Annotated in this window: 19 protein-coding genes; 14 read left to right on the plus strand and 5 right to left on the minus strand. The window is 63.8% G+C overall.

Features of this window, described 5'->3' with window-relative positions:
* Nucleotides 1-234 precede the first annotated feature (234 nt).
* From DEA8626_RS15195 to DEA8626_RS21095, 5 genes are all read left to right on the plus strand, one after another.
* The gene (locus DEA8626_RS15195) at nucleotides 235-1359 is read left to right on the plus strand and encodes a TRAP transporter substrate-binding protein (protein WP_108854101.1); all 1125 of its coding nucleotides are present in this window, start codon (nucleotides 235-237) and stop codon (nucleotides 1357-1359) included.
* A gap of 81 nt (nucleotides 1360-1440) precedes the next feature.
* Entirely contained in the window at nucleotides 1441-2025 is a 585-nt protein-coding gene (locus DEA8626_RS15200; RefSeq protein WP_108854102.1) for a TRAP transporter small permease subunit, read from the plus strand.
* On the plus strand, nucleotides 2022-3440 hold the full coding sequence (locus tag DEA8626_RS15205) for a TRAP transporter large permease (RefSeq protein WP_108854103.1): 1419 nt from the start codon (nucleotides 2022-2024) through the stop codon (nucleotides 3438-3440). Before DEA8626_RS15200 ends, DEA8626_RS15205 begins: the two co-directional genes overlap by 4 nt.
* Nucleotides 3430-4782, plus strand: coding sequence for an amidase (locus DEA8626_RS15210; protein ID WP_108854104.1), 1353 nt, complete (start codon nucleotides 3430-3432; stop codon nucleotides 4780-4782). Before DEA8626_RS15205 ends, DEA8626_RS15210 begins: the two co-directional genes overlap by 11 nt.
* A 15-nt stretch (nucleotides 4783-4797) precedes the next feature.
* Nucleotides 4798-4959 (plus strand): hypothetical protein, encoded by a 162-nt coding sequence (locus DEA8626_RS21095; protein WP_181366468.1) that lies wholly within the window; start codon nucleotides 4798-4800, stop codon nucleotides 4957-4959.
* 4 nt (nucleotides 4960-4963) lie between these two features.
* Here DEA8626_RS21095 and DEA8626_RS15215 read toward each other — a convergent pair whose 3' ends face one another.
* From DEA8626_RS15215 to DEA8626_RS15230, 4 genes are read right to left on the minus strand one after another with little or no spacing between them, the layout of a single operon-like run.
* Nucleotides 4964-5443, minus strand: a complete 480-nt coding sequence (locus DEA8626_RS15215; RefSeq protein WP_108854105.1) for a DUF6505 family protein — start codon at nucleotides 5441-5443, stop codon at nucleotides 4964-4966.
* A gap of 1 nt (nucleotide 5444) precedes the next feature.
* Nucleotides 5445-6167, minus strand: coding sequence for a biotin/lipoate--protein ligase family protein (locus DEA8626_RS15220; protein ID WP_108854106.1), 723 nt, complete (start codon nucleotides 6165-6167; stop codon nucleotides 5445-5447).
* Complete coding sequence (locus DEA8626_RS15225; protein ID WP_108854107.1) at nucleotides 6164-7228, minus strand: Mrp/NBP35 family ATP-binding protein; 1065 nt, start codon at nucleotides 7226-7228, stop codon at nucleotides 6164-6166. The genes DEA8626_RS15220 and DEA8626_RS15225 overlap by 4 nt, the downstream gene beginning before the upstream one ends.
* On the minus strand, nucleotides 7225-7425 hold the full coding sequence (locus DEA8626_RS15230; protein ID WP_108854108.1) for a DUF6494 family protein: 201 nt from the start codon (nucleotides 7423-7425) through the stop codon (nucleotides 7225-7227). The genes DEA8626_RS15225 and DEA8626_RS15230 overlap by 4 nt, the downstream gene beginning before the upstream one ends.
* Before the next feature lie 73 nt (nucleotides 7426-7498).
* Between DEA8626_RS15230 and DEA8626_RS15235 the strand changes: the two genes are divergently transcribed.
* Complete coding sequence (locus DEA8626_RS15235; protein ID WP_108854109.1) at nucleotides 7499-8242, plus strand: c-type cytochrome; 744 nt, start codon at nucleotides 7499-7501, stop codon at nucleotides 8240-8242.
* Between the two features lie 8 nt (nucleotides 8243-8250).
* On the opposite strand, the gene DEA8626_RS15240 is transcribed toward DEA8626_RS15235, so the two are convergent.
* Nucleotides 8251-10206, minus strand: coding sequence for a 4Fe-4S binding protein (locus DEA8626_RS15240; protein WP_108854110.1), 1956 nt, complete (start codon nucleotides 10204-10206; stop codon nucleotides 8251-8253).
* A 412-nt stretch (nucleotides 10207-10618) separates the two neighbouring features.
* On the opposite strand from DEA8626_RS15240, the gene DEA8626_RS15245 reads away from it, so the two are divergent.
* The 8 genes from DEA8626_RS15245 to DEA8626_RS21615 all read left to right on the plus strand — a co-directional run bounded on the left by DEA8626_RS15245 (nucleotide 10619) and on the right by DEA8626_RS21615 (nucleotide 17773).
* On the plus strand, nucleotides 10619-11158 hold the full coding sequence (locus DEA8626_RS15245; protein ID WP_108854638.1) for a DUF3305 domain-containing protein: 540 nt from the start codon (nucleotides 10619-10621) through the stop codon (nucleotides 11156-11158).
* Nucleotides 11158-11754 carry a DUF3306 domain-containing protein gene (locus DEA8626_RS15250; RefSeq protein ID WP_108854111.1) on the plus strand — a complete coding sequence of 199 codons (597 nt, stop codon included), beginning with the start codon at nucleotides 11158-11160 and terminating at the stop codon, nucleotides 11752-11754. Before DEA8626_RS15245 ends, DEA8626_RS15250 begins: the two co-directional genes overlap by 1 nt.
* Before the next feature lie 19 nt (nucleotides 11755-11773).
* Entirely contained in the window at nucleotides 11774-12385 is a 612-nt protein-coding gene (locus tag DEA8626_RS15255) for a TorD/DmsD family molecular chaperone (RefSeq protein ID WP_108854112.1), read from the plus strand.
* An 81-nt stretch (nucleotides 12386-12466) separates the two neighbouring features.
* Nucleotides 12467-12658, plus strand: coding sequence for a twin-arginine translocation signal domain-containing protein (locus tag DEA8626_RS15260; protein ID WP_108854113.1), 192 nt, complete (start codon nucleotides 12467-12469; stop codon nucleotides 12656-12658).
* 85 nt (nucleotides 12659-12743) lie between these two features.
* On the plus strand, nucleotides 12744-15659 hold the full coding sequence (locus DEA8626_RS15265; RefSeq protein ID WP_108854114.1) for a formate dehydrogenase subunit alpha: 2916 nt from the start codon (nucleotides 12744-12746) through the stop codon (nucleotides 15657-15659).
* A gap of 13 nt (nucleotides 15660-15672) precedes the next feature.
* Nucleotides 15673-16269: a formate dehydrogenase FDH3 subunit beta gene (gene fdh3B, locus DEA8626_RS15270; protein WP_108854115.1), complete on the plus strand. Its 597-nt coding sequence runs from the start codon at nucleotides 15673-15675 to the stop codon at nucleotides 16267-16269.
* A gap of 103 nt (nucleotides 16270-16372) precedes the next feature.
* On the plus strand, nucleotides 16373-17593 hold the full coding sequence (locus DEA8626_RS15275; RefSeq protein WP_245890889.1) for a formate dehydrogenase subunit gamma: 1221 nt from the start codon (nucleotides 16373-16375) through the stop codon (nucleotides 17591-17593).
* Between the two features lie 54 nt (nucleotides 17594-17647).
* Nucleotides 17648-17773: a hypothetical protein gene (locus DEA8626_RS21615; RefSeq protein WP_281261501.1), complete on the plus strand. Its 126-nt coding sequence runs from the start codon at nucleotides 17648-17650 to the stop codon at nucleotides 17771-17773.
* Nucleotides 17774-17872 lie beyond the last annotated feature (99 nt).

Genomic DNA, 17872 nt, shown 5'->3' on the forward strand with positions numbered 1-17872 from the left:
GCAGCCGAAATCGCATCTAGCACCCGGTTTTTGGTAATTTTTTTTGACCGGTTCGCGTAAGTGCATTAATCATGCGGCATCGCCTTCGATCCACAGAGGGGTGGCTTGGAGGGCAGGCCGTTCATCCCAAAGACCGGCTTTGCCTCTCCGTCGGGACCATTGCCCGATTGCTGCCGATAGGATGAAATGGACAGGGCGGTTAACCGAAGACCGGGCTGTTTAAGGGAGGTAAGTATGACGGAACAGAAACTGGACCGCAGGTCCTTTCTGAGAAAATCGGCGTTTGTCGGGACCGCATCTGCCAGTGCGCTTGCTGCGCCGGCGGTGCTCGCGCAGTCGCCGCTTGTGGTGAAGATGCAGACGTCCTGGCCGGCCTCTGACATCTGGATGGACTTCGCGCGCCAGTACACTACGCGTGTCGAGGAGATGTCGGGGGGACGACTGTCGGTCGACCTGCTGCCGGCAGGCGCGGTCGTAGCGGCGTTCCAGGTGATGGACGGCGTCAATGACGGCGTCCTCGATGCTGCGCATACCGTGCCGGTCTACTGGTACGGAAAGCATAAGGCGGCGTCGTTCTTCGGGACGGGTCCCGTCTGGGGCGGTTCTGCCACGACGATGCTGAGCTGGTTCTACCAGGGCGGCGGCGACGAACTTTACCGCGAGTTGACGCAGGACATCCTGGGCCTGAACGTCTACGGCTTCATGGGCTTCCCAATGTTCGCGCAGCCGTTCGGCTGGTTCAAAGGTGAAGTGAATACTGTGGCTGACCTTCAGGGCTTCAAGTACCGCACCGTGGGTCTCGCCGCCGACCTCATGCAGGCGATGGGCATGTCGGTCGCCCAGCTTCCGGGCGGTGAGATCGTTCCGGCGATGGAGCGCGGCGTGATCGACGCCTTCGAGTTCAACAACCCGTCTTCGGACATGCGCTTCGGCGCCCAGGACGTCGCGAAGAACTACTACCTGTCGTCCTACCATCAGGCCTCGGAGAGCTTCGAGTTCCTGTTCAACAAGGACTTCTTCGACGATCTGGAACCGGACCTTCAGGCAATCTTGAAATACGGTGTGGAGGCTGCCTCTACCGCCAACACCGCAAGCGCGATGGACAACTACTCGTCCGACCTGCAGAAGCTTGTGAGCGAGCATGGCGTGAAGGTCCACCGCACCTCCAAGGACATTCTCGACGGAGAGCTGAAGGCCTGGGACGGTCTGATCGAGGAACTGGGCAAGGATGAGTACATGAAGCGCGTGATGGACAGCCAGCGCGCCTGGGTCGAACGTGTGACCTACTACGAACTCATGAACGCGCCCGACTACGCGCTAGCCTATGATCACTACTTCCCGGGCAAGATCGCGCTCTGATCGGATTTGACGCTGCACGATAAAAGGCCCGGCGGTTCTTCCGCCGGGCTTGCCAACGAAACTGGCGCGGAAATCTGATCGATGCTGAGATTCATCCGGTTCGCGGACACGCTGTCCGCCTGGTTCGGCAAGGCCTTCGCCTGGCTTATCGTCTTGATGGCGGTGGGGACGGGATACGAGGTCTTCGTCCGCTACGTCTTGAACAGCCCGACGGCCTGGGCGCTCGACGTCTCGTTCATCATGTACGGAACGCTGTTCATGATGGGCGGCGCCTATACGCTGTCGCGCGGCGGCCATGTCCGGGGCGATTTTCTCTACCGGCTCTGGCAGCCCAGAACCCAAGCAAAGGTCGATCTGGTCCTGTATTTCATCTTCTTCTTCCCCGGCGTGACCGCGCTTATTCTCACCGGCTGGAAATACGCCGCGCGCAGCTGGAGTTACACCGAGGTTTCGGTCAACAGCCCGGCCGGGGTTCCGATCTTCCAGTTCAAGTCGGTGATGGTCGCCGCCGGCATTTTGCTGTTCATTCAGGGCATTGCCCAGATCTGCCGCTGCATTATCGCCATCCGCACCAATGAATGGGTCGAGGCAGAAGAGGATGTGATGGAAACCGAGGACATTCTCATCAAGAAAGCCCATGAGGCTGAGTCCGGAGGCCACATATGACCGACCCTCACGTGGCCATCATGATGCTAGGGTTGTTCATCCTGATCGTCTTCCTCGGCTTCCCCATCGCCTTCACGCTGATGGCGATGGGCATCGGATTCGGTTACTACGCCTATTTCGACGAGGGCCGGATGTGGCGGTCCTACAACCGGCTGGACGAAACAGCGAGCTGGTGGGACTCGACGTCGCTCTGGATCGAGGGGTTCCTCAACAACCGGATCTTCGACCTCTTCATAAACCAGACCTACACGGTGATGTCGAACGAAGTCCTGACGGCCGTGCCCTTGTTTCTTTTCATGGGCTATATCGTTGAACGCGCGAATATCGTCGATCGGCTGTTCTCGACGCTGAACATCGCGTCGAAGAACGTTCCCGGTTCGATGGGCGTCGCTGCGCTGATCACCTGCGCGCTCTTCGCGACTGCGACAGGGATTGTCGGCGCGGTTGTGACGCTCATGGGGCTATTGGCATTGCCTGCGATGCTGAAGGCACGCTACAACCCGTCCTTCGCCTCAGGCATCATTTGCGCAGGCGGGACGCTCGGCATCCTCATTCCGCCTTCGATCATGCTGATCGTCTATGCTGCTGCTTCGGGCGTTTCGATCGTTCGGCTCTACGCGGGTGCGTTGCTTCCGGGCTTCACGCTCGTGGGACTCTATCTCGTCTATGTGATGGGCCGGTCGATCCTGCAGCCGTCGGTCGCGCCCCGACCGACGAGTGACGAGGTGCCGGACGTTCGGTTCGGAAAGCTCCTCGTAATGCTGCTGACCTCGTTCTTCCCGCTGGCCTTCCTGATTCTCGCGGTGCTGGGTTCGATCCTCTTCGGCCTCGCCACCCCGACCGAGGCCGCCTCGATTGGCGCGCTCGGCGGTATTCTCCTTGCCTTCGCTTACCGGGCGATGACCTGGGACCGGATGCGCGAAAGCGTGTATCTGACGGTGCGCACCACAGCGATGGTTTGCTGGCTCTTCGTGGGCTCCTACACTTTCTCGTCGGTCTTCTCCTATCTCGGCGGCGAGCAGGTGATCTCCGAATTCGTCACGGGACTCAATCTGTCGCCGGTCATGTTCCTGATCTTGGCGCAGTTCATCATCTTCCTTCTCGGCTGGCCGCTGGAATGGTCCGAGATCATCATCATCTTCGTCCCGATCTTCCTGCCGCTTCTGCCGCATTTCGGGATCGATCCCCTGTTCTTCGGCATCCTCGTGGCGCTGAACCTCCAGACGTCGTTCCTGACTCCGCCAATGGCGATGTCGGCCTATTACTTAAAGGGGATCGCGCCGCCCGAAGTGCGATTGACGCAGATCTTTGCGGGCGTCATGCCGTTCCTCTTCTGCGTTCTGCTCTCGATGGTGTTGATGTACATCTTCCCCGAAATCGTCTTTGTCCTGCCGGAGCTGTTCTATGGCGGGTGACGGAAAGATCCGGCCAAGCGACTTGCCCGCCGCTGCGCTGCGCGAGCGGCTCGCGAGCGGGTCTTTGAAGGCGGTCGATCTGGCGAGAGATTGCCTGGAGCGCGTCAAGGCCGAAGAACCGGGGATCGGCGCATGGGCCTGGCTGGATCCGGATTTCGTGATGCATCAGGCGGAGGCGCTGGATCGGTATCGCGCGACCGGTCGAGCGATCGGCGCGCTGCACGGGTTGCCAGTGGGGCTGAAGGACATCATCGACACCGCGCGGATTCCCACCGAGAACGGCACGGCCATCGACAAGGGGCGCGTACCAGAAAAGGATGCCTTCGTCGTCGAGCGCCTGAAGGCCGCGGGCGCGGTGATCATGGGAAAGACAGTGACCACCGAACTGGCCTATATGAACCCCGCCGGAACCCGTAATCCGCATGCGGCCGAACACACGCCCGGCGGATCGTCCTCAGGCTCGGCCGCGGCGGTCGCGGCGGGCATGGTGCCGCTGGCGATCGGGACGCAGACGGGCGGCTCGGTCATACGTCCGGCGGCGTACTGCGGCGTCACCGGATTCAAGCCAACCTTCGGGGCGATCCCACGCACTGGCATCCTGAAGCAGTCGCAGACGCTCGACACGGTCGGCGTGTTCGGTCGCGATCCGCGCGATGCCGCGCTTCTGGCCGAAGCGCTGTTCGGGCACGACCCCGCCGATCCGGTGACGCAGCCTTCGCCGCGCCCGAAACTTTTCGAGACGGCCTCGTCCGCGCCGCCCCTCCCGCCGGTCCTCGCCCTCGTGAAGCCACCGGGCTGGGACGATGCGGATGCCGATACCAGGGCCGCGTTCGAAGAGCTGGCGCAGGCCCTGGGCGAGGAACAGTGCTTCGAAGTTCCGCTCCCGGCACACTTCGCCGATGCGGCCGATCTGCGCCGACGCATCAACTTCGCCGAGATGGCGCGGAACTACTATCACTACGCGAAGGCGGGGCGCGCGCAGCTTTCCGAGACGCTGCAGGAGGCGCTGCAGGAAGGCAGCGCGACGCTTGCGAAGGATTACCTCGCCGCGCTCGACTGGCGCGACGTGCTCTATGCCGGTCTCGCCGAAATCTTCTCGCACGCCGACGCGATCCTTGCACCAGCCGCGCCCGGACCCGCGCCCGAGGGGCTCGAGACGACGGGAGATCCGATATTCAACGGGCTGTGGACATTCGTCGGCACACCAACCGTTACCGTCCCGGTTTTCACCGCCGGGAACGGCCTTCCGATGGGCGCGCAGCTTGTCGGAGCACGCGGCGGCGATGCGCGCCTCTTGCGAACCGCCACTTGGCTTTATGACTGGCTCGACCGGCCGAGCTGACATTCGGAGGACGTCATGGACAAGATCATGTCACTCTTTGCCTTTCTGGTCCTCGCGGCATTTCTCGCCATCCTCGCGTGGTATGTGCCTTCGATGGACCTAATCGCGGTGATTACGCTCACCGTCAGCCTCATGGGCTATGACATGCTGAGTTCGGCATGGAAGAAGAAGGAGTGAGGACTTATTCGTCCGGTGATGCGTGGATCGCGAACTGGTCGAGGCCGGCGTCCGTCGCCTCGATGAAACGGTACTGTTCGCGCACCCCGGCATCGGTTAGCTCTCGCATCACGGTCAAGACGGTGTTCGGTGTATGCTCGGCGCAAATCTCGGTCATCTGCGCCAACTCCTCCGTGGCTACCGGGATCGCCGCCTCGAGCGAAGGCGCACCATAAACGTCGACGAAATGCTGCGCGAGGCGACCGGCGAGGGCGTCAAGTTCTGCCGCCTCGATCCGGGTGACGGCGACAAAGGTCACGCGCCCGAAGGTCTCGATTCCAAGCCAGCCGTTGGCGAACGCCTGCCGCGCCTTGCCGACGAGATCGGCCTCGGTCCAGTTGGAAAATTCGAAACCGCCCGAGATCGCCCATTCGCCGGTCCGCGCCGGGTTATGAAAGACGTTCCGGTCGCTTTCGTCGAAGTGGATGGCGCGGGCTAACAGCATGTCAGCCCTCTTCGATCAGGCTTGAGAGCGGGACCAGACGGGTGCCTTCTGCTGTCTCGAGCAGCATTCCGAAGTGTTCGTCGATGCCCAGTATTATGCCCTGCACTGGCTCTCCGCCGATCGGTGTCGAAACGGTTTCGCCGATTTGCCAGACGAGCCCGCCGTATTCACGATGAAGATTGGCGCGTCCATCCGCCTCGTCAAGTGCGTTCAGCCAGACGAGCGTGTGCCGCCCCCAGGCTTCGAGGAGCCGCATCGGGTCGACGTCACCGCAGCCTTCCTGCGATAGGGCGGTCTGGTCAGGCATGTGGCCGGGTTCTTGGTCGGCAGGAAAATCCAGGGTGAGGTCGAGGCCGATGACAAGCCAGCCGGGGATCACATCCGGTGCGCATTCGGGGCCGAACGCACCGATACGCCCGCACGGTGCGCCGTTCACGCGAATGCCTCCAAACCACTCGAGGTGAACTGCCGTTTCCGGTGGGGCCAGCGCGCCGAGCGCGTTCTGGAACCCGACCGCGGCCGCGATTTGCCCGGCCATCGCGGATTCCAACGGCACGTCCGGCGCAAGGACGAGGGCCGCGCGCAATCGCTCGGGCGAGAGCGACCAAGCGATCAGACCGGCATCGACGCCTTCCTGCGCCTTGTTGCATGCGACGGCTACCGGATCGGCTCGCCCAACGGCGAGCCCGGTCATCAGCGGTGGAAAGACGGGCTCTGTCGTCATGCCAATCCGTCTGAAACCAGCCGCCGGGCGAGCTCGCGGAAGGCGCGCGCCTGTGGCGAGGCCGCATGCGACACCACCACCGGGGCTCCACCGTCCGCTGCAGTCCGGATATCGAGGTGCAGGGGGATCTCGGCCAGAAGCGGCACACCAATCTTCTCGGCTTCGACGCGGACACCGCCATGGCCGAAGATATGCTCTTCGTTCCCGCACTTCGAACAGACATGCACCGCCATGTTCTCGATCATGCCCAGGATCGGCGTGCCCATCTTGCGGAACATGTTGATTCCCTTGCGCGCGTCGAGAAGAGCGATGTCCTGTGGCGTGGACACGATGATAGCGCCATCCACCTCGGCCTTCTGCGCCAGGGTCATCTGCACGTCCCCGGTGCCAGGCGGCAGATCGACGAGCAGCACGTCGAGTGCGCCCCACTGAACCTGGAACAGCATCTGCTGCAGTGCGCCCATCAGCATCGGGCCGCGCCAGACGACGGCCTCGTCCTCCTGCGTGAGAAGGCCGAGCGACATGAGCGTCACACCGTGGTTCCTGAGCGGCAGGATCGTCTTTCCGTCCGGGGAGGCGGGGCGGCCTGAGACGCCGAGCATCCTTGGCTGCGACGGCCCGTAGACGTCGGCGTCGAGCAGCCCGACGCGCCGACCCTCGGCGGCGAGGGCGGCAGCGAGATTGGCGGCAACGGTGGATTTTCCAACTCCGCCCTTGCCCGAGGCGATCGCGATGATGTGGTCGACCCCGGCGATCTTTTCCGGCCCCTGGGGTTTCGCCGACGCGCTCGGCTTCAGGTCGGGCGGCGTGGGGGCGCTGTGTGCCGTCATTACGACAGAGACGTTTTCTACGCCCGGAATGGCGCGCAGCCGCGCTTCGGCTTCGACGCGGGCGGGCTCCATCCTCCTTGCACGCGCCGGATCGATTTCCAGGACGAAGCGGATCGTGCCGCCTTCGACGGTGAGCGCCCGCACCATGCCCGCCGAGACGATGTCCTTGCCTCCGACGGGGTCTGCGACGTCCTTTAGGACCTCAAGCACATCGTTGCGCGATGGCGTCATGCGGCGGGACCTTTGATCTTGCCCGTCACGACGTGCTGCATATCCAGCCCATCAATGGTCAGGACCACCTTCGCGTCGAAGGTCTTGCCCGCAGCCGCAGAACCGGCATCACGCATCGCTTCTTCGATTGCCTGCTGCGATGTCACGCCGACTTGTTTGAGGAACTTGCGCATCGACATGTTGAAGTCGGAATCCATCGGGATCTCCTTTACTTGAGGTGTTGACCGGCGCGCGGACATCCCTAGCCTTTAGCGAAGGGAGGGCGGCGCCATGCCGGTCTGGGTTGCATTGGTCATCATCATCGCGCTTCTCGCGCTGCCGGCCAAGGCCGACGAGCAGCTCGAATTCACGCTTGAGGTCGCTCCCGAAGTCGCCGCGTCGGGATTGATGGACTACATCCTGCCACGCTTCGCCCTGAAGACCGGGCGTCGCGCCGTGATGGTGGAGGATGGCGCGGACGCGCGACTCGTTTCCGAGAGTGGCTCGGGAATGCACGTGATCGCTCGTGGTGAAGCGGTCTATGCGCTTATCCTCGACACCGGCAATCCCGCGGCGGAACGCTTCGCCGACTGGCTGAGTTCTGAGATCGGGCAGAACACGGTCGCGGCCTTCGTCCCGGAGGACGGGCCCAGCTTCGCGCCGCCGCCTAAAACCGAAGCGGTGGTCGATATCGTACTCGAAGGCGATGCCAAGCTTGGCCGCAAGGTGGCCGAGACGCATTGCGCGCGCTGTCACCGTGTCTCGCCAGAAGGGACGGCGATGAATATCGGCTCCACGCCCTCCTTCGCGGCGCTCAGGTCTCTGCCGGACTGGGACGCGCGCTTCGCGGCCTTCTTCACGCTCAACCCCCATCCCGCCTTCCTCCTGGTCACCGGAGTCAGTCCACCATTCGATCCGGCGCGTCCGCCGCCGATCGTACCGGTCGAAATCACGCCGGCAGAGGTTGATGCCCTCGGTGCCTATGTTGCCCGGATGGCGCCGGCGGACCTTGGCGCCGAGATCATCAGCCGTTGAACCGGGCATCAGTGGTCCCGGCGCTTGCTGAGGTAATCGTCCGTAGTCCGGACGCGTGGCCGTTCGCCACCGGCCAAAGGATTGCCGCTGGCGTGATACTGCGCCCTGATGCGGCAGTCGTCACACATTTGAATCAGGCGACCGGCGTTCGTATCGGCAAACATCGCATGCTTTCCGGCGAGTTTCTCCATGATCTTCTCGACAGTGGACTTCACGCCAAACGGATTGCCGCATTCGATGCAGCAGAAAGGTTCCTCCTCATGCAGCACCTTCTGCGCGAGCGCGGCATCAGTCGGGTCGAAACGGGGCTGAAGCGTGATCGCATCCTCAGGGCAGACGGTGGCGCAGATGCCGCATTGCAGGCAGGCGTCCTCCTGAAACCGAAGCTGCGGCTTGTCGGGATTGTCGAGGATCGCACCTGACGGGCAAAGTGACGCGCAGGACAAGCAGAGCGTGCAGAGGTCGGTATCGACTAGAACCGCGCCGTAGGGTGCGCCGTCCGGCAGCGGGACTGGTTCGGCGGCATCCGGCTTCAGCGCCTTCGCGGCAAGCCGCGCGACCTGACGGCGGTTACCGAGCGGCAGGATTGGCTCGATCCCGAGCGCGCCCGGGTGGTCGCCGTAGAGCGTGTCCGACAGGGCGTCGGGGTCGGTCAGGTCGAGAAGCCGGAGACGACTATCACCGCCCATCGCATTGGCCAGTTTCCGTTCCCGCTCGATCGGCTCGATCTCGGTTTTCGGGGCAAGCAGAATGTCGACGCCCGTGAAGCCGAGCGCGAGGGCCGCGAGCATCTCCGCGTGACCGAAGGCGCCGAGTGCGGCGACTTCCATCGGGATTACATCGGCCGGCAATCCCCGTCCGAACCGCGCGGCGAGGGCGATCATGTCGCGACCGTGCGGCGCATCATGAACCAGAAGCCGCGGATCGCAGCCGCCTGCGGCGAGGAACGTATCGCTCAGCACCCGGATGCGCCGAAGCACCTCGGCGACGGGCGGGGCGTCGTACTGCACCGCGCCGGAAGGGCACAGCGCCGAACACGCCCCGCAGCCGGCACAGATCATCGGGTCGATCGCGACGTGGTCGCCGTCCGGCCGGATCGCGCCGGTCGGGCAGATGTCGAGACAGCGGGTGCAGCCCGTCTGGCCCGCGCGGGAATGCGCGCAGAGGCCGGCGTCGAGCGCGACGTGGAGCGGTTTCTCGAACGTGCCGACATGCTGCGCCGCCTCAAAGACCGCCGCCGCGACGGCGTTCGGATCGCCGGGGTCGGCGCGCAGATAGCCATCGCGCTTCTCGGGCGAGGGGAAGAGCGGCGCGCCGCCCGATAGATCGAGGATCACGTCGCATTGCGTCTCCGCACCGTCACGTGGCGCACCGAAGGTGAAGGCTCCGCGCCCGCCAGGCTGCATCTGCTGCAGTCCATCCAGCCGCAGAGCGAAGTTGCCCAGCGTGCCTGTCGTGCCGCGCAATTGACCGCGTATCACCTCGAACGCACGCGAAACCGGCATATCCGCGCCGTCGGTCAGAAGCACCGTCACCGCGAGGACGTCGGCCAGCCGTTCAGCCGCCGGAAGCGCTGCGTCGCCGCGTCCAATGATCAGGCAGAGCCCCTCCGACACCACGTCGATGGTCTTAGTGGGCGAGTGAGGCAGCAGGGCATCGGCTATCAGCGCGGCCATTTTTGGCGCGCATTCCGGGTCGTCGGACCAGCCGGCCCGGTCGCGAATATCGACGCAGTCGGGCGCGGGTTGGTTCAGTTCGGCGGCAACCGCAGCGAACCGCTCGGCTTCCTGCGCACATGCGAAGACCGCCTCACCCCGTTTTATGGCCTCGGCCGCGGCGCCAAGCTCTGTCATGCAAAGCGCTGTGTGGACGCGCGAGCATTTGAGGCCGGTCGCCTTCGAGAGCGTTGCGGCATCGATATTTTGACTGCCCAGGCAGTCGCAGAGGATAAGGCGCTTGGGCATGCTTCTCCCGCTACTTTGGCCGTCGACGCGGCGCCGATCGGCCATGAGCACCCCGATGCTAGGCACGAAAGCGGCGGTTCGGTAAAGCCCCAATCGGCCGGATCGGACGATGATTCGGCGGAATCGGCTTGCCGCGATCCGTGCCGCTTTGTCCGGCGTCCGTCTTCGATCCGAGGTGGATCAACCCCCGGAGTTGCCCTTCCCAACCCAGATTGGGCACTCATTCGCGTACAAATATAGACGAATAATGCAAATTTGACTTGGCCGGTGAGGCGGAACGCATAAGAATGTTCCTTGAAGACGTGTCGCAAGACCGTTTGCACATACGCGCCGGACTTGGATGCGATCACGCGCTCCGGCAACCGGCGCCCGGGGAGGAACGCACAGCCCGATGACGCTTGTCCGCGCCACGATGCCCGTAGGAATTGTTGTCCGCAGGACTCCCGGGGTGACTCGCTGGGCGAAATGGGCGTGGAGGGTCGCCGCAGTTCTTCCCGGGGCGGCTCCGGCGCACTGGCGCGAGTTGCGCCGCGAAGGTGGGGCGGTCGAATACCACGCCGCGACGCTGGCACTCGATCTCTGGTCGTCGGACACCGAGAGCTACAAGGTCACGCTGGGCGCGAAGACACCGGGCCTCGTCGTCGTGCTGCGCGACAATCCCGATCCGGCGGCCGAGGTTCCCTGGATTCCTGCGGTCGTCACCGCGTCCACCTACGAGGGGCAGGACTACCTGGACAGCGGCGACGGGCTGGTGGAGTTGGTGCCGATGCCTGATGGCCTGATTGCCTGGATTCGCGACTTTGTCGACGCGCATCATGTCGAAGAGCCGTTCGTGAAGCGCAAGCGCGACGCGCTGCGTGTCGATTTGGTCGAAGAGGGGCGCGGCGATCCGCGCATCCGGCAATCCTCCGACGTCTACCGTGCTCCGAGCGTGGCGCGGGGAGGGGCATGATGGCGCGGTTTTCTGACACCGCCGATTTCTGGTCCCGCCGCCGCGCGGCTGTCCGCGCCGAAGCCGAGGCTGCGGAGGCGGCGCGCCTCTCGGCCGCGGCCGCCGCGGAGCAAGAAGCCCTCAGATCCGCGCGCGACGGAAAATCGGAGGCGGACATGCTTGAGGAGCTAGGCCTGCCTGATCCTGATGCCCTTGAACAGGGCGACGACTTCAAGGCGTTCCTGCAGGCCGCCGTTCCGGAGCATATCCGCCGCCGTGCGCTCAGGCGACTTTGGCGCTCGAACCCGGTGCTCGCCAATCTCGACGGGCTGGTGGATCACGGCGAGGATTTCAGCGATGCCGCGACCGTGTCGCCGGGCATGGCCACGGCCTACGAGGTCGGGCGCGGCATGATCCGCCGCGCAGCAGAATTGGTGGAAGCCACGCCTGCCAACGAAGAAGAAGCCGCGGAATTCGATGCCGCCGGAGCGCCTACATGCGCACGCACCGATCCGCCAGAAGTCGAAGTCGCGTCCGAACCCACTCAGTCAGAAGTCGACGACCCGGTGGCCGCCGCGCTGCCCCGACGCCACATGCGTTTCACCTTTGTCACATGAGCGCACCAAGGGAGAAGGAATGACCGACGTCACCGCCCAAACGCTGAGCATCATCGAAGAGGACCGGCAGCGTGCCGATCTCTACGGTTTTCTCTCGGCACTTCTGTCAGGTCCGCCGGATCGCGCCTTGCTGGCACGCTGTGCGGATTTAACGGGCGACGATACCGATCTTGGACACGCGGTGACAACGCTGTCGAAACTCGCACGGGCGGCGGCGCCCGCTTCGGTGGAGAGGGAGTTCACTGCGCTCTTCATCGGCCTCGGAAGGGGCGAGCTTCTGCCCTATGCCAGCTATTATCTGACAGGGTTCCTGCACGAAAAGCCGCTCGCCCTTCTCAGGCGCGATATGGTGGCGCTGCAGATTCGCCGCGCGCCTAATGTCCATGAGCCCGAAGACAACATCGCGAGCCTCATGGAGATGATGGCCGGATTGATCGAGGGCCGCTTCGGGTCACCGGTTCCACTCGCGCGGCAACGTGAGTTCTTCAACCGGCACATGGCGCCGTGGGCCGGCCACTTCTTCGCCGATCTCGAAGGCGCGAAGGGGTCACTCTTCTATGCGCCGGTCGGCGCGATTGGCCGGCTGTTCATGGGGATCGAACGCGAAGCATTCCGCTTGAGCGCGGCATGACGATGGGATGAAGGCAGGCGGGGGCCTGCGACGCAATTGGCGGGAACATCCGCCGCAACGAAAAAAAGGGAGGAAGCGCAGATGGGTAAGACCGACGACGCGAAGAAAGCGAGCCGGCGTGATTTCCTGAAACTCGCCGCCACCACGGCTCCGGCCGCGGCAGCCGCCACGGCCCTGTCGGGAACCGAGGTAGAAGCAACGGAACTGACGAAGGCAGAGGGCCTTCAAGATACCGCCCACACCCGCGCCTACTACAAGAGCGCCAGGTTCTGAGGCCACGGGGCCGCCGCACCGGCGGCGCGGACCCTGAAGATCAACCCAGCAGCCGGCAGAGGCCGGGCAAGCAAGGGAGAATAGAATGCTCAGGAAAAAGACAAGCGGAGTCTCCGGTCAGGCGCAGCGCGCTCCGATCCTTTCGGCCGTGAGCGACGCAAGGGTCGATCGGCGCGCCTTTCTGCGCGGATCGGGGCTCGCCATCGGCGGTCTCGCCGCAATCGGCGCGACCGGGGCAACGGTGCGACGCGCCGAGGCGCAGGAAACGGTTGCCGGCGCGGTCACGACGGCGAAATCGGTCTGCACGCACTGCTCGGTCGGTTGCACGGTCATTGCCGAAGTCGACAACGGCGTCTGGATCGGCCAAGAGCCCGGCTGGGACAGCGCCTTCAACCTTGGTGCGCACTGCGCCAAGGGCGCCTCGGTTCGTGAGCATGCGCATGGCGAACGCCGGCTGAAATACCCGATGAAAAAGGAAGGCGGCGAGTGGAAACGGATCAGCTGGGAGGACGCGATCAACGAGATCGGCGACAAGATGCTGGCTGTGCGCGAAGAGAGCGGGGCCGACAGCGTCTATTGGCTGGGCTCTGCCAAGCATTCCAACGAGGGCGCCTATCTCTTCCGCAAGTTCGCGGCGTACTGGGGCACGAACAACGTCGATCACCAGGCGCGGATCTGCCATTCGACGACGGTTGCGGGCGTTGCGAACACATGGGGCTACGGCGCCATGACAAACAGCTACAACGACATCCACAAGTCGAAGGCGATCTTCCTCATCGGCGGCAATCCTGCCGAGGCGCATCCCGTCTCGCTGATGCACATCCTGAAGGCCAAGGAAGAGAACAACGCGCCGCTTATCGTCGTGGATCCGCGCTTCACGCGGACGGCCGCCCATGCCGACGAATATGTGCGGCTGCGCCCCGGCTCTGACGTGGCGCTGATCTGGGGCCTTCTCTGGCATCTCTTCGAAAACGGCTGGGAGGACAAGGAATTCATCCGCACGCGCGTCTGGGGCATGGACCAGATCCGCGAAGAGGTGAAGAAGTGGACCCCCGAAGAGACGGAGCGCGTGACCGGTGTGCCCGGAAGCCAGCTCCGCCGTGTGGCTTACACGCTGGCGAACAACCGTCCGGGCACCGTTATCTGGTGCATGGGTGGCACCCAGCACACGACGGGCAACAACAACACGCGGGCCTATTGCGTGCTGCAACTCGCGCTCGGCAATATGGGGACGTCGGGTGGCGGCACGAACATTTTCCGTGGCCATGACAACGTGCAGGGCGCCACCGATCTTGGCGTGCTGAGCCACGATTTGCCCGGCTACTACGGACTGTCTGCCGGTGCCTGGACGCACTGGTCCAAGGTCTGGGGCGAGGATCTCGATTGGCTTAAGGGCCAGTTCGCGTTTCTGAAGGATGCCGACGGAAACGTCGCCAAGGATGCCGATGGCAACGAACGGAGCCTGATGAACGAGAACGGCATTCCGGTGTCGCGTTGGATCGATGGCGTTTTGGAAGACCCGGCGAATATCGATCAGAACGACAATGTCCGGGTGATGGTGCTTTGGGGCCACGCGCCCAACTCGCAGACCCGTCAGGTCGAGATGAAGGCGGCGATGGAAAAGCTCGACACGCTTGTCGTGGTCGACCCCTATCCCACGGTCTCGGCGGTGCTGCACGACCGGACCGATGGCGTCTATCTGTTGCCGGCCTCGACCCAGTTCGAGACGTCGGGATCGGTTACCGCCTCCAACCGCTCGCTCCAGTGGCGCGAGAAGGTGGTGGAACCCGTTTTCGAGTCGCTGCCGGACCACACGATCATCCGCATGTTCGCGGACAAGTTCGGCTTTGCCGACCGGCTGTTCCGCAACATCGAGATCAAGGACGGCGAGCCTGTGATCGAGGACATCACCCGCGAGTTCAATCGCGGCATGTGGACGATCGGCTATACCGGCCAGTCGCCCGAGCGGCTGAAGCTCCACATGGCCAATCAGCACACGTTCGACAAGACAACGCTTCGCGCGGTAGGCGGGCCGGCCGATGGCGAGTTCTACGGTCTGCCTTGGCCCTGTTGGGGCACCGCCGAAATGGGGCACCCCGGCACGGCGAACCTCTACGACATGTCGTTGCCGGTCTCGCAGGGCGGCCTGACCTTCCGCGCCCGGTTCGGCGTTGAGCGCGACGGCCAGAACCTTCTGGCCGAGGGCGTCTACTCGAAAGACTCGGAGATTCAGGACGGATACCCAGAGTTTACGATGCAGATGCTGATGGACCTCGGCTGGGACGGCGACCTGACCGACGAGGAGCGTGCCGCGATCGAAGCGGCGGGCGGGCCGAAGGCCAACTGGAAGACCGACCTGTCGGGCGGCATCCAGCGCGTCGCGATCAAGCACGAATGCGCGCCCTTCGGCAACGCGAAGGCTCGCGCCGTGGTCTGGACTTTCCCCGACCCGGTGCCGCTGCATCGAGAGCCGCTCTACACGAACCGGCGCGATCTCGTGGCGGACTATCCCACCTACGAGGACCGCAAGTTCTACCGGTTGCCGACGATGTATGCTTCGATCCAGGAAAAGGACTTCTCGAAGGACTACCCGATCATCCTGACCTCAGGACGTCTGGTCGAGTACGAGGGCGGCGGCGACGAAAGCCGGTCGAACCCCTGGCTCGCCGAGCTTCAGCAGGATATGTTCGTCGAGATAAATCCGCGCGATGCCAACAACATCGGCATTCGCGACCGGACGCAGGTCTGGGTCGAGGGCCCTGAGGGCGGCAAGGTGAAGGTGATGGCGCTGATCACCGAAAGGGTTGGGGAAGGCGTGGCCTTCATGCCCTTCCATTTCGGCGGCCATTTCCAGGGCGAGGACTTGCGCGGCAAGTATCCCGAAGGAGCCGATCCCTACGTTCTGGGCGAGGCGTCGAACACTGCGCAAACCTACGGCTACGACTCCGTGACCCAGATGCAGGAGACGAAAGCCACTCTCTGCAAGATCACCGCAGCATGAAGGAGTGACAGATATGGCAAGAGCAAAATTCCTCTGTGACGCCGAACGCTGCATCGAATGCAACGCCTGCGTCACCGCCTGCAAGAACGAGCACGAAGTGCCGTGGGGCATTAACCGGCGCCGCGTTGTGACGATCAATGACGGCACGCCGGGCGAGCGGTCGATCTCGGTCGCCTGCATGCACTGCTCCGACGCGCCCTGCATGGCGGTCTGTCCGGTCGACTGCTTCTACCAGACCGAAGACGGGATCGTCCTGCATTCCAAGGATCTGTGCATCGGCTGCGGCTACTGCTTCTACGCGTGCCCGTTCGGTGCGCCGCAGTATCCGCAGGCAGGCAATTTCGGCTCACGCGGCAAGATGGACAAGTGCACCTTCTGCGCCGGTGGGCCGGAAGAAACCCACTCGGCCGCCGAGTTCGCGAAGTACGGCCGCAACCGGATCGCGGAAGGTAAGCTGCCGATCTGCGCTGAGATGTGCTCCACAAAGGCGCTTCTCGCAGGCGACGGCGACGTCGTTTCGGCTATCTACCGCGAGCGGGTCGTCGCCCGAGGCTTCGGATCCGGCGCCTGGGGCTGGGGTACTGCCTACGACCAGAAGGCGGCGAACTAGTCGCATTGAAACGGACCGATGGCACGCGAGCGTCGACATCAACCTGCAGCGCTGCGGCGCTACGGGATGGTTCTGTGACGAAGCTTACGAGACGGGGACGAACATGATTGCCCTTCGCATGATGCTGGCCGCAGCCGCGATCGCAGTCCTCACGCTGCCGGGGGCACCCGCGCAGGCGCAGGCCGTTCCCGACTCGGAGGCGGTCGACACCAGGGCCGCAACTGGAGGCGCGCAGACGCTCGAGGACATTCTGGCGCGGCAGAAGGGCCTCAAGATCGACGACAGTTTCCGCCGAGGCGCGGTGGGCGATTCCGCAACTGCGCCCGCCTCGATCGACCCGCTCGGAACGCTTGGCGGTGTCTCCGACCCCGAACTGTGGCGCGCGCTGCGCTACGGTGCGGCCAACGTCACGACCTCGTCCCGCTCTCCCGCAGCCGGAGTCATCATTCAGGATGGCGGCTTGCGATGGCTTCAGTTCCGCGAGGGGCCACTGGCGCATTATGGCGGCTATCTGCTTCTCGGCATGGTCATCGTGCTGGTGCTCTTCTACCTGATCCGCGGGAAAATCCGCATCGAAGGCGAGAAGACGGGTGAAAAGATCCTGCGATTCAATGCGGTGGAGCGGTTCGGACACTGGCTCATGGCGGGGTCGTTCGTCGTCCTCGCGCTGACCGGGCTCGTCCTGCTCTTTGGGCGTCTCGCGCTGATCCCGCTTCTTGGCAAGGAGGCGTATGCGCCGATCGCCGCAGCGGGGAAGTGGATCCACAACAACATTGCCTGGGCTTTCATGCTGGGCTTAATGATTGCCATCGTGGTCTGGATCTCGCACAACTTCCCCAACAAGCACGACCTGAAATGGCTCGCCAAGGGCGGTGGGTTGTTCTCCAAGGGTGTCCATCCGCCGGCGCGCAAGTTCAATGCGGGTCAGAAGATCATCTTCTGGGCGGTCGTTCTTCTCGGCATATCGATCTCTATCTCGGGCCTCTCGCTTTTGTTCCCGTTCGAACTGCCGATGTTTGCGAAGACCTTCGACATCCTGAATGCGCTCGGCCTTCCGCAGATAATGGGTCTGGGCGAACTGCCTTCAGCGCTCACGCCGCATCAGGAAATGCAGCTGTCGCAGGTCTGGCACGGGATCGTTGCCTTCATTTTCATGGCGATCATCATTGCGCATATCTATCTCGGCTCCATCGGGATGGAGGGAGCGTTCGATGCCGTGGGCACGGGCGAGGTCGAAGTGCAGTGGGCGAAGGAGCATCATTCCCTTTGGTACGAGGAAGTCACCGGTGCCGACGCACATGCATCGGCGTCGCCGGCGGAATGAGAGGCGCGTGCGAACACTCGATACGATAGGCAGCAGGATACGGGGAGCGCGACGATGAAGGTCATGCTTCTTGCGTTCGTCTCGGCAGCCCTCATCGCAGTGCTGGCCGATGTCGCGCTTCAGCGCGCCGGCCTTTCGGCGCAGGACGTCGCGAGCGGTCCCGACGTTCGCGTCGACTGACGGTTTCCTTCGCGTTCATCGTCCTTTTTCGCATTGCTGCGGACTCGCGCAGGGGGACGTCGCTTGCCGCTGGTGGGGCTTGGCTGCATTCCGTGACGA

It is taken from the genome of Defluviimonas aquaemixtae, assembly GCF_900302475.1.
Taxonomy (GTDB): Bacteria; Pseudomonadota; Alphaproteobacteria; order Rhodobacterales; family Rhodobacteraceae; genus Albidovulum; species Albidovulum aquaemixtae.

Coding starts and splice junctions, on each gene's coding strand:
- DEA8626_RS15195 (WP_108854101.1), top strand. CDS start 235: ATGACGGAACAGAAACTGGACCGCAGGTCCTTTCTGAGAAAATCGGCG.
- DEA8626_RS15200 (WP_108854102.1), top strand. CDS start 1,441: ATGCTGAGATTCATCCGGTTCGCGGACACGCTGTCCGCCTGGTTCGGC.
- DEA8626_RS15205 (WP_108854103.1), top strand. CDS start 2,022: ATGACCGACCCTCACGTGGCCATCATGATGCTAGGGTTGTTCATCCTG.
- DEA8626_RS15210 (WP_108854104.1), top strand. CDS start 3,430: ATGGCGGGTGACGGAAAGATCCGGCCAAGCGACTTGCCCGCCGCTGCG.
- DEA8626_RS21095 (WP_181366468.1), top strand. CDS start 4,798: ATGGACAAGATCATGTCACTCTTTGCCTTTCTGGTCCTCGCGGCATTT.
- DEA8626_RS15215 (WP_108854105.1), bottom strand. CDS start 5,443: ATGCTGTTAGCCCGCGCCATCCACTTCGACGAAAGCGACCGGAACGTC.
- DEA8626_RS15220 (WP_108854106.1), bottom strand. CDS start 6,167: ATGACGACAGAGCCCGTCTTTCCACCGCTGATGACCGGGCTCGCCGTT.
- DEA8626_RS15225 (WP_108854107.1), bottom strand. CDS start 7,228: ATGACGCCATCGCGCAACGATGTGCTTGAGGTCCTAAAGGACGTCGCA.
- DEA8626_RS15230 (WP_108854108.1), bottom strand. CDS start 7,425: ATGGATTCCGACTTCAACATGTCGATGCGCAAGTTCCTCAAACAAGTC.
- DEA8626_RS15235 (WP_108854109.1), top strand. CDS start 7,499: ATGCCGGTCTGGGTTGCATTGGTCATCATCATCGCGCTTCTCGCGCTG.
- DEA8626_RS15240 (WP_108854110.1), bottom strand. CDS start 10,206: ATGCCCAAGCGCCTTATCCTCTGCGACTGCCTGGGCAGTCAAAATATC.
- DEA8626_RS15245 (WP_108854638.1), top strand. CDS start 10,619: ATGCCCGTAGGAATTGTTGTCCGCAGGACTCCCGGGGTGACTCGCTGG.
- DEA8626_RS15250 (WP_108854111.1), top strand. CDS start 11,158: ATGGCGCGGTTTTCTGACACCGCCGATTTCTGGTCCCGCCGCCGCGCG.
- DEA8626_RS15255 (WP_108854112.1), top strand. CDS start 11,774: ATGACCGACGTCACCGCCCAAACGCTGAGCATCATCGAAGAGGACCGG.
- DEA8626_RS15260 (WP_108854113.1), top strand. CDS start 12,467: ATGGGTAAGACCGACGACGCGAAGAAAGCGAGCCGGCGTGATTTCCTG.
- DEA8626_RS15265 (WP_108854114.1), top strand. CDS start 12,744: ATGCTCAGGAAAAAGACAAGCGGAGTCTCCGGTCAGGCGCAGCGCGCT.
- fdh3B (WP_108854115.1), top strand. CDS start 15,673: ATGGCAAGAGCAAAATTCCTCTGTGACGCCGAACGCTGCATCGAATGC.
- DEA8626_RS15275 (WP_245890889.1), top strand. CDS start 16,373: ATGATTGCCCTTCGCATGATGCTGGCCGCAGCCGCGATCGCAGTCCTC.
- DEA8626_RS21615 (WP_281261501.1), top strand. CDS start 17,648: ATGAAGGTCATGCTTCTTGCGTTCGTCTCGGCAGCCCTCATCGCAGTG.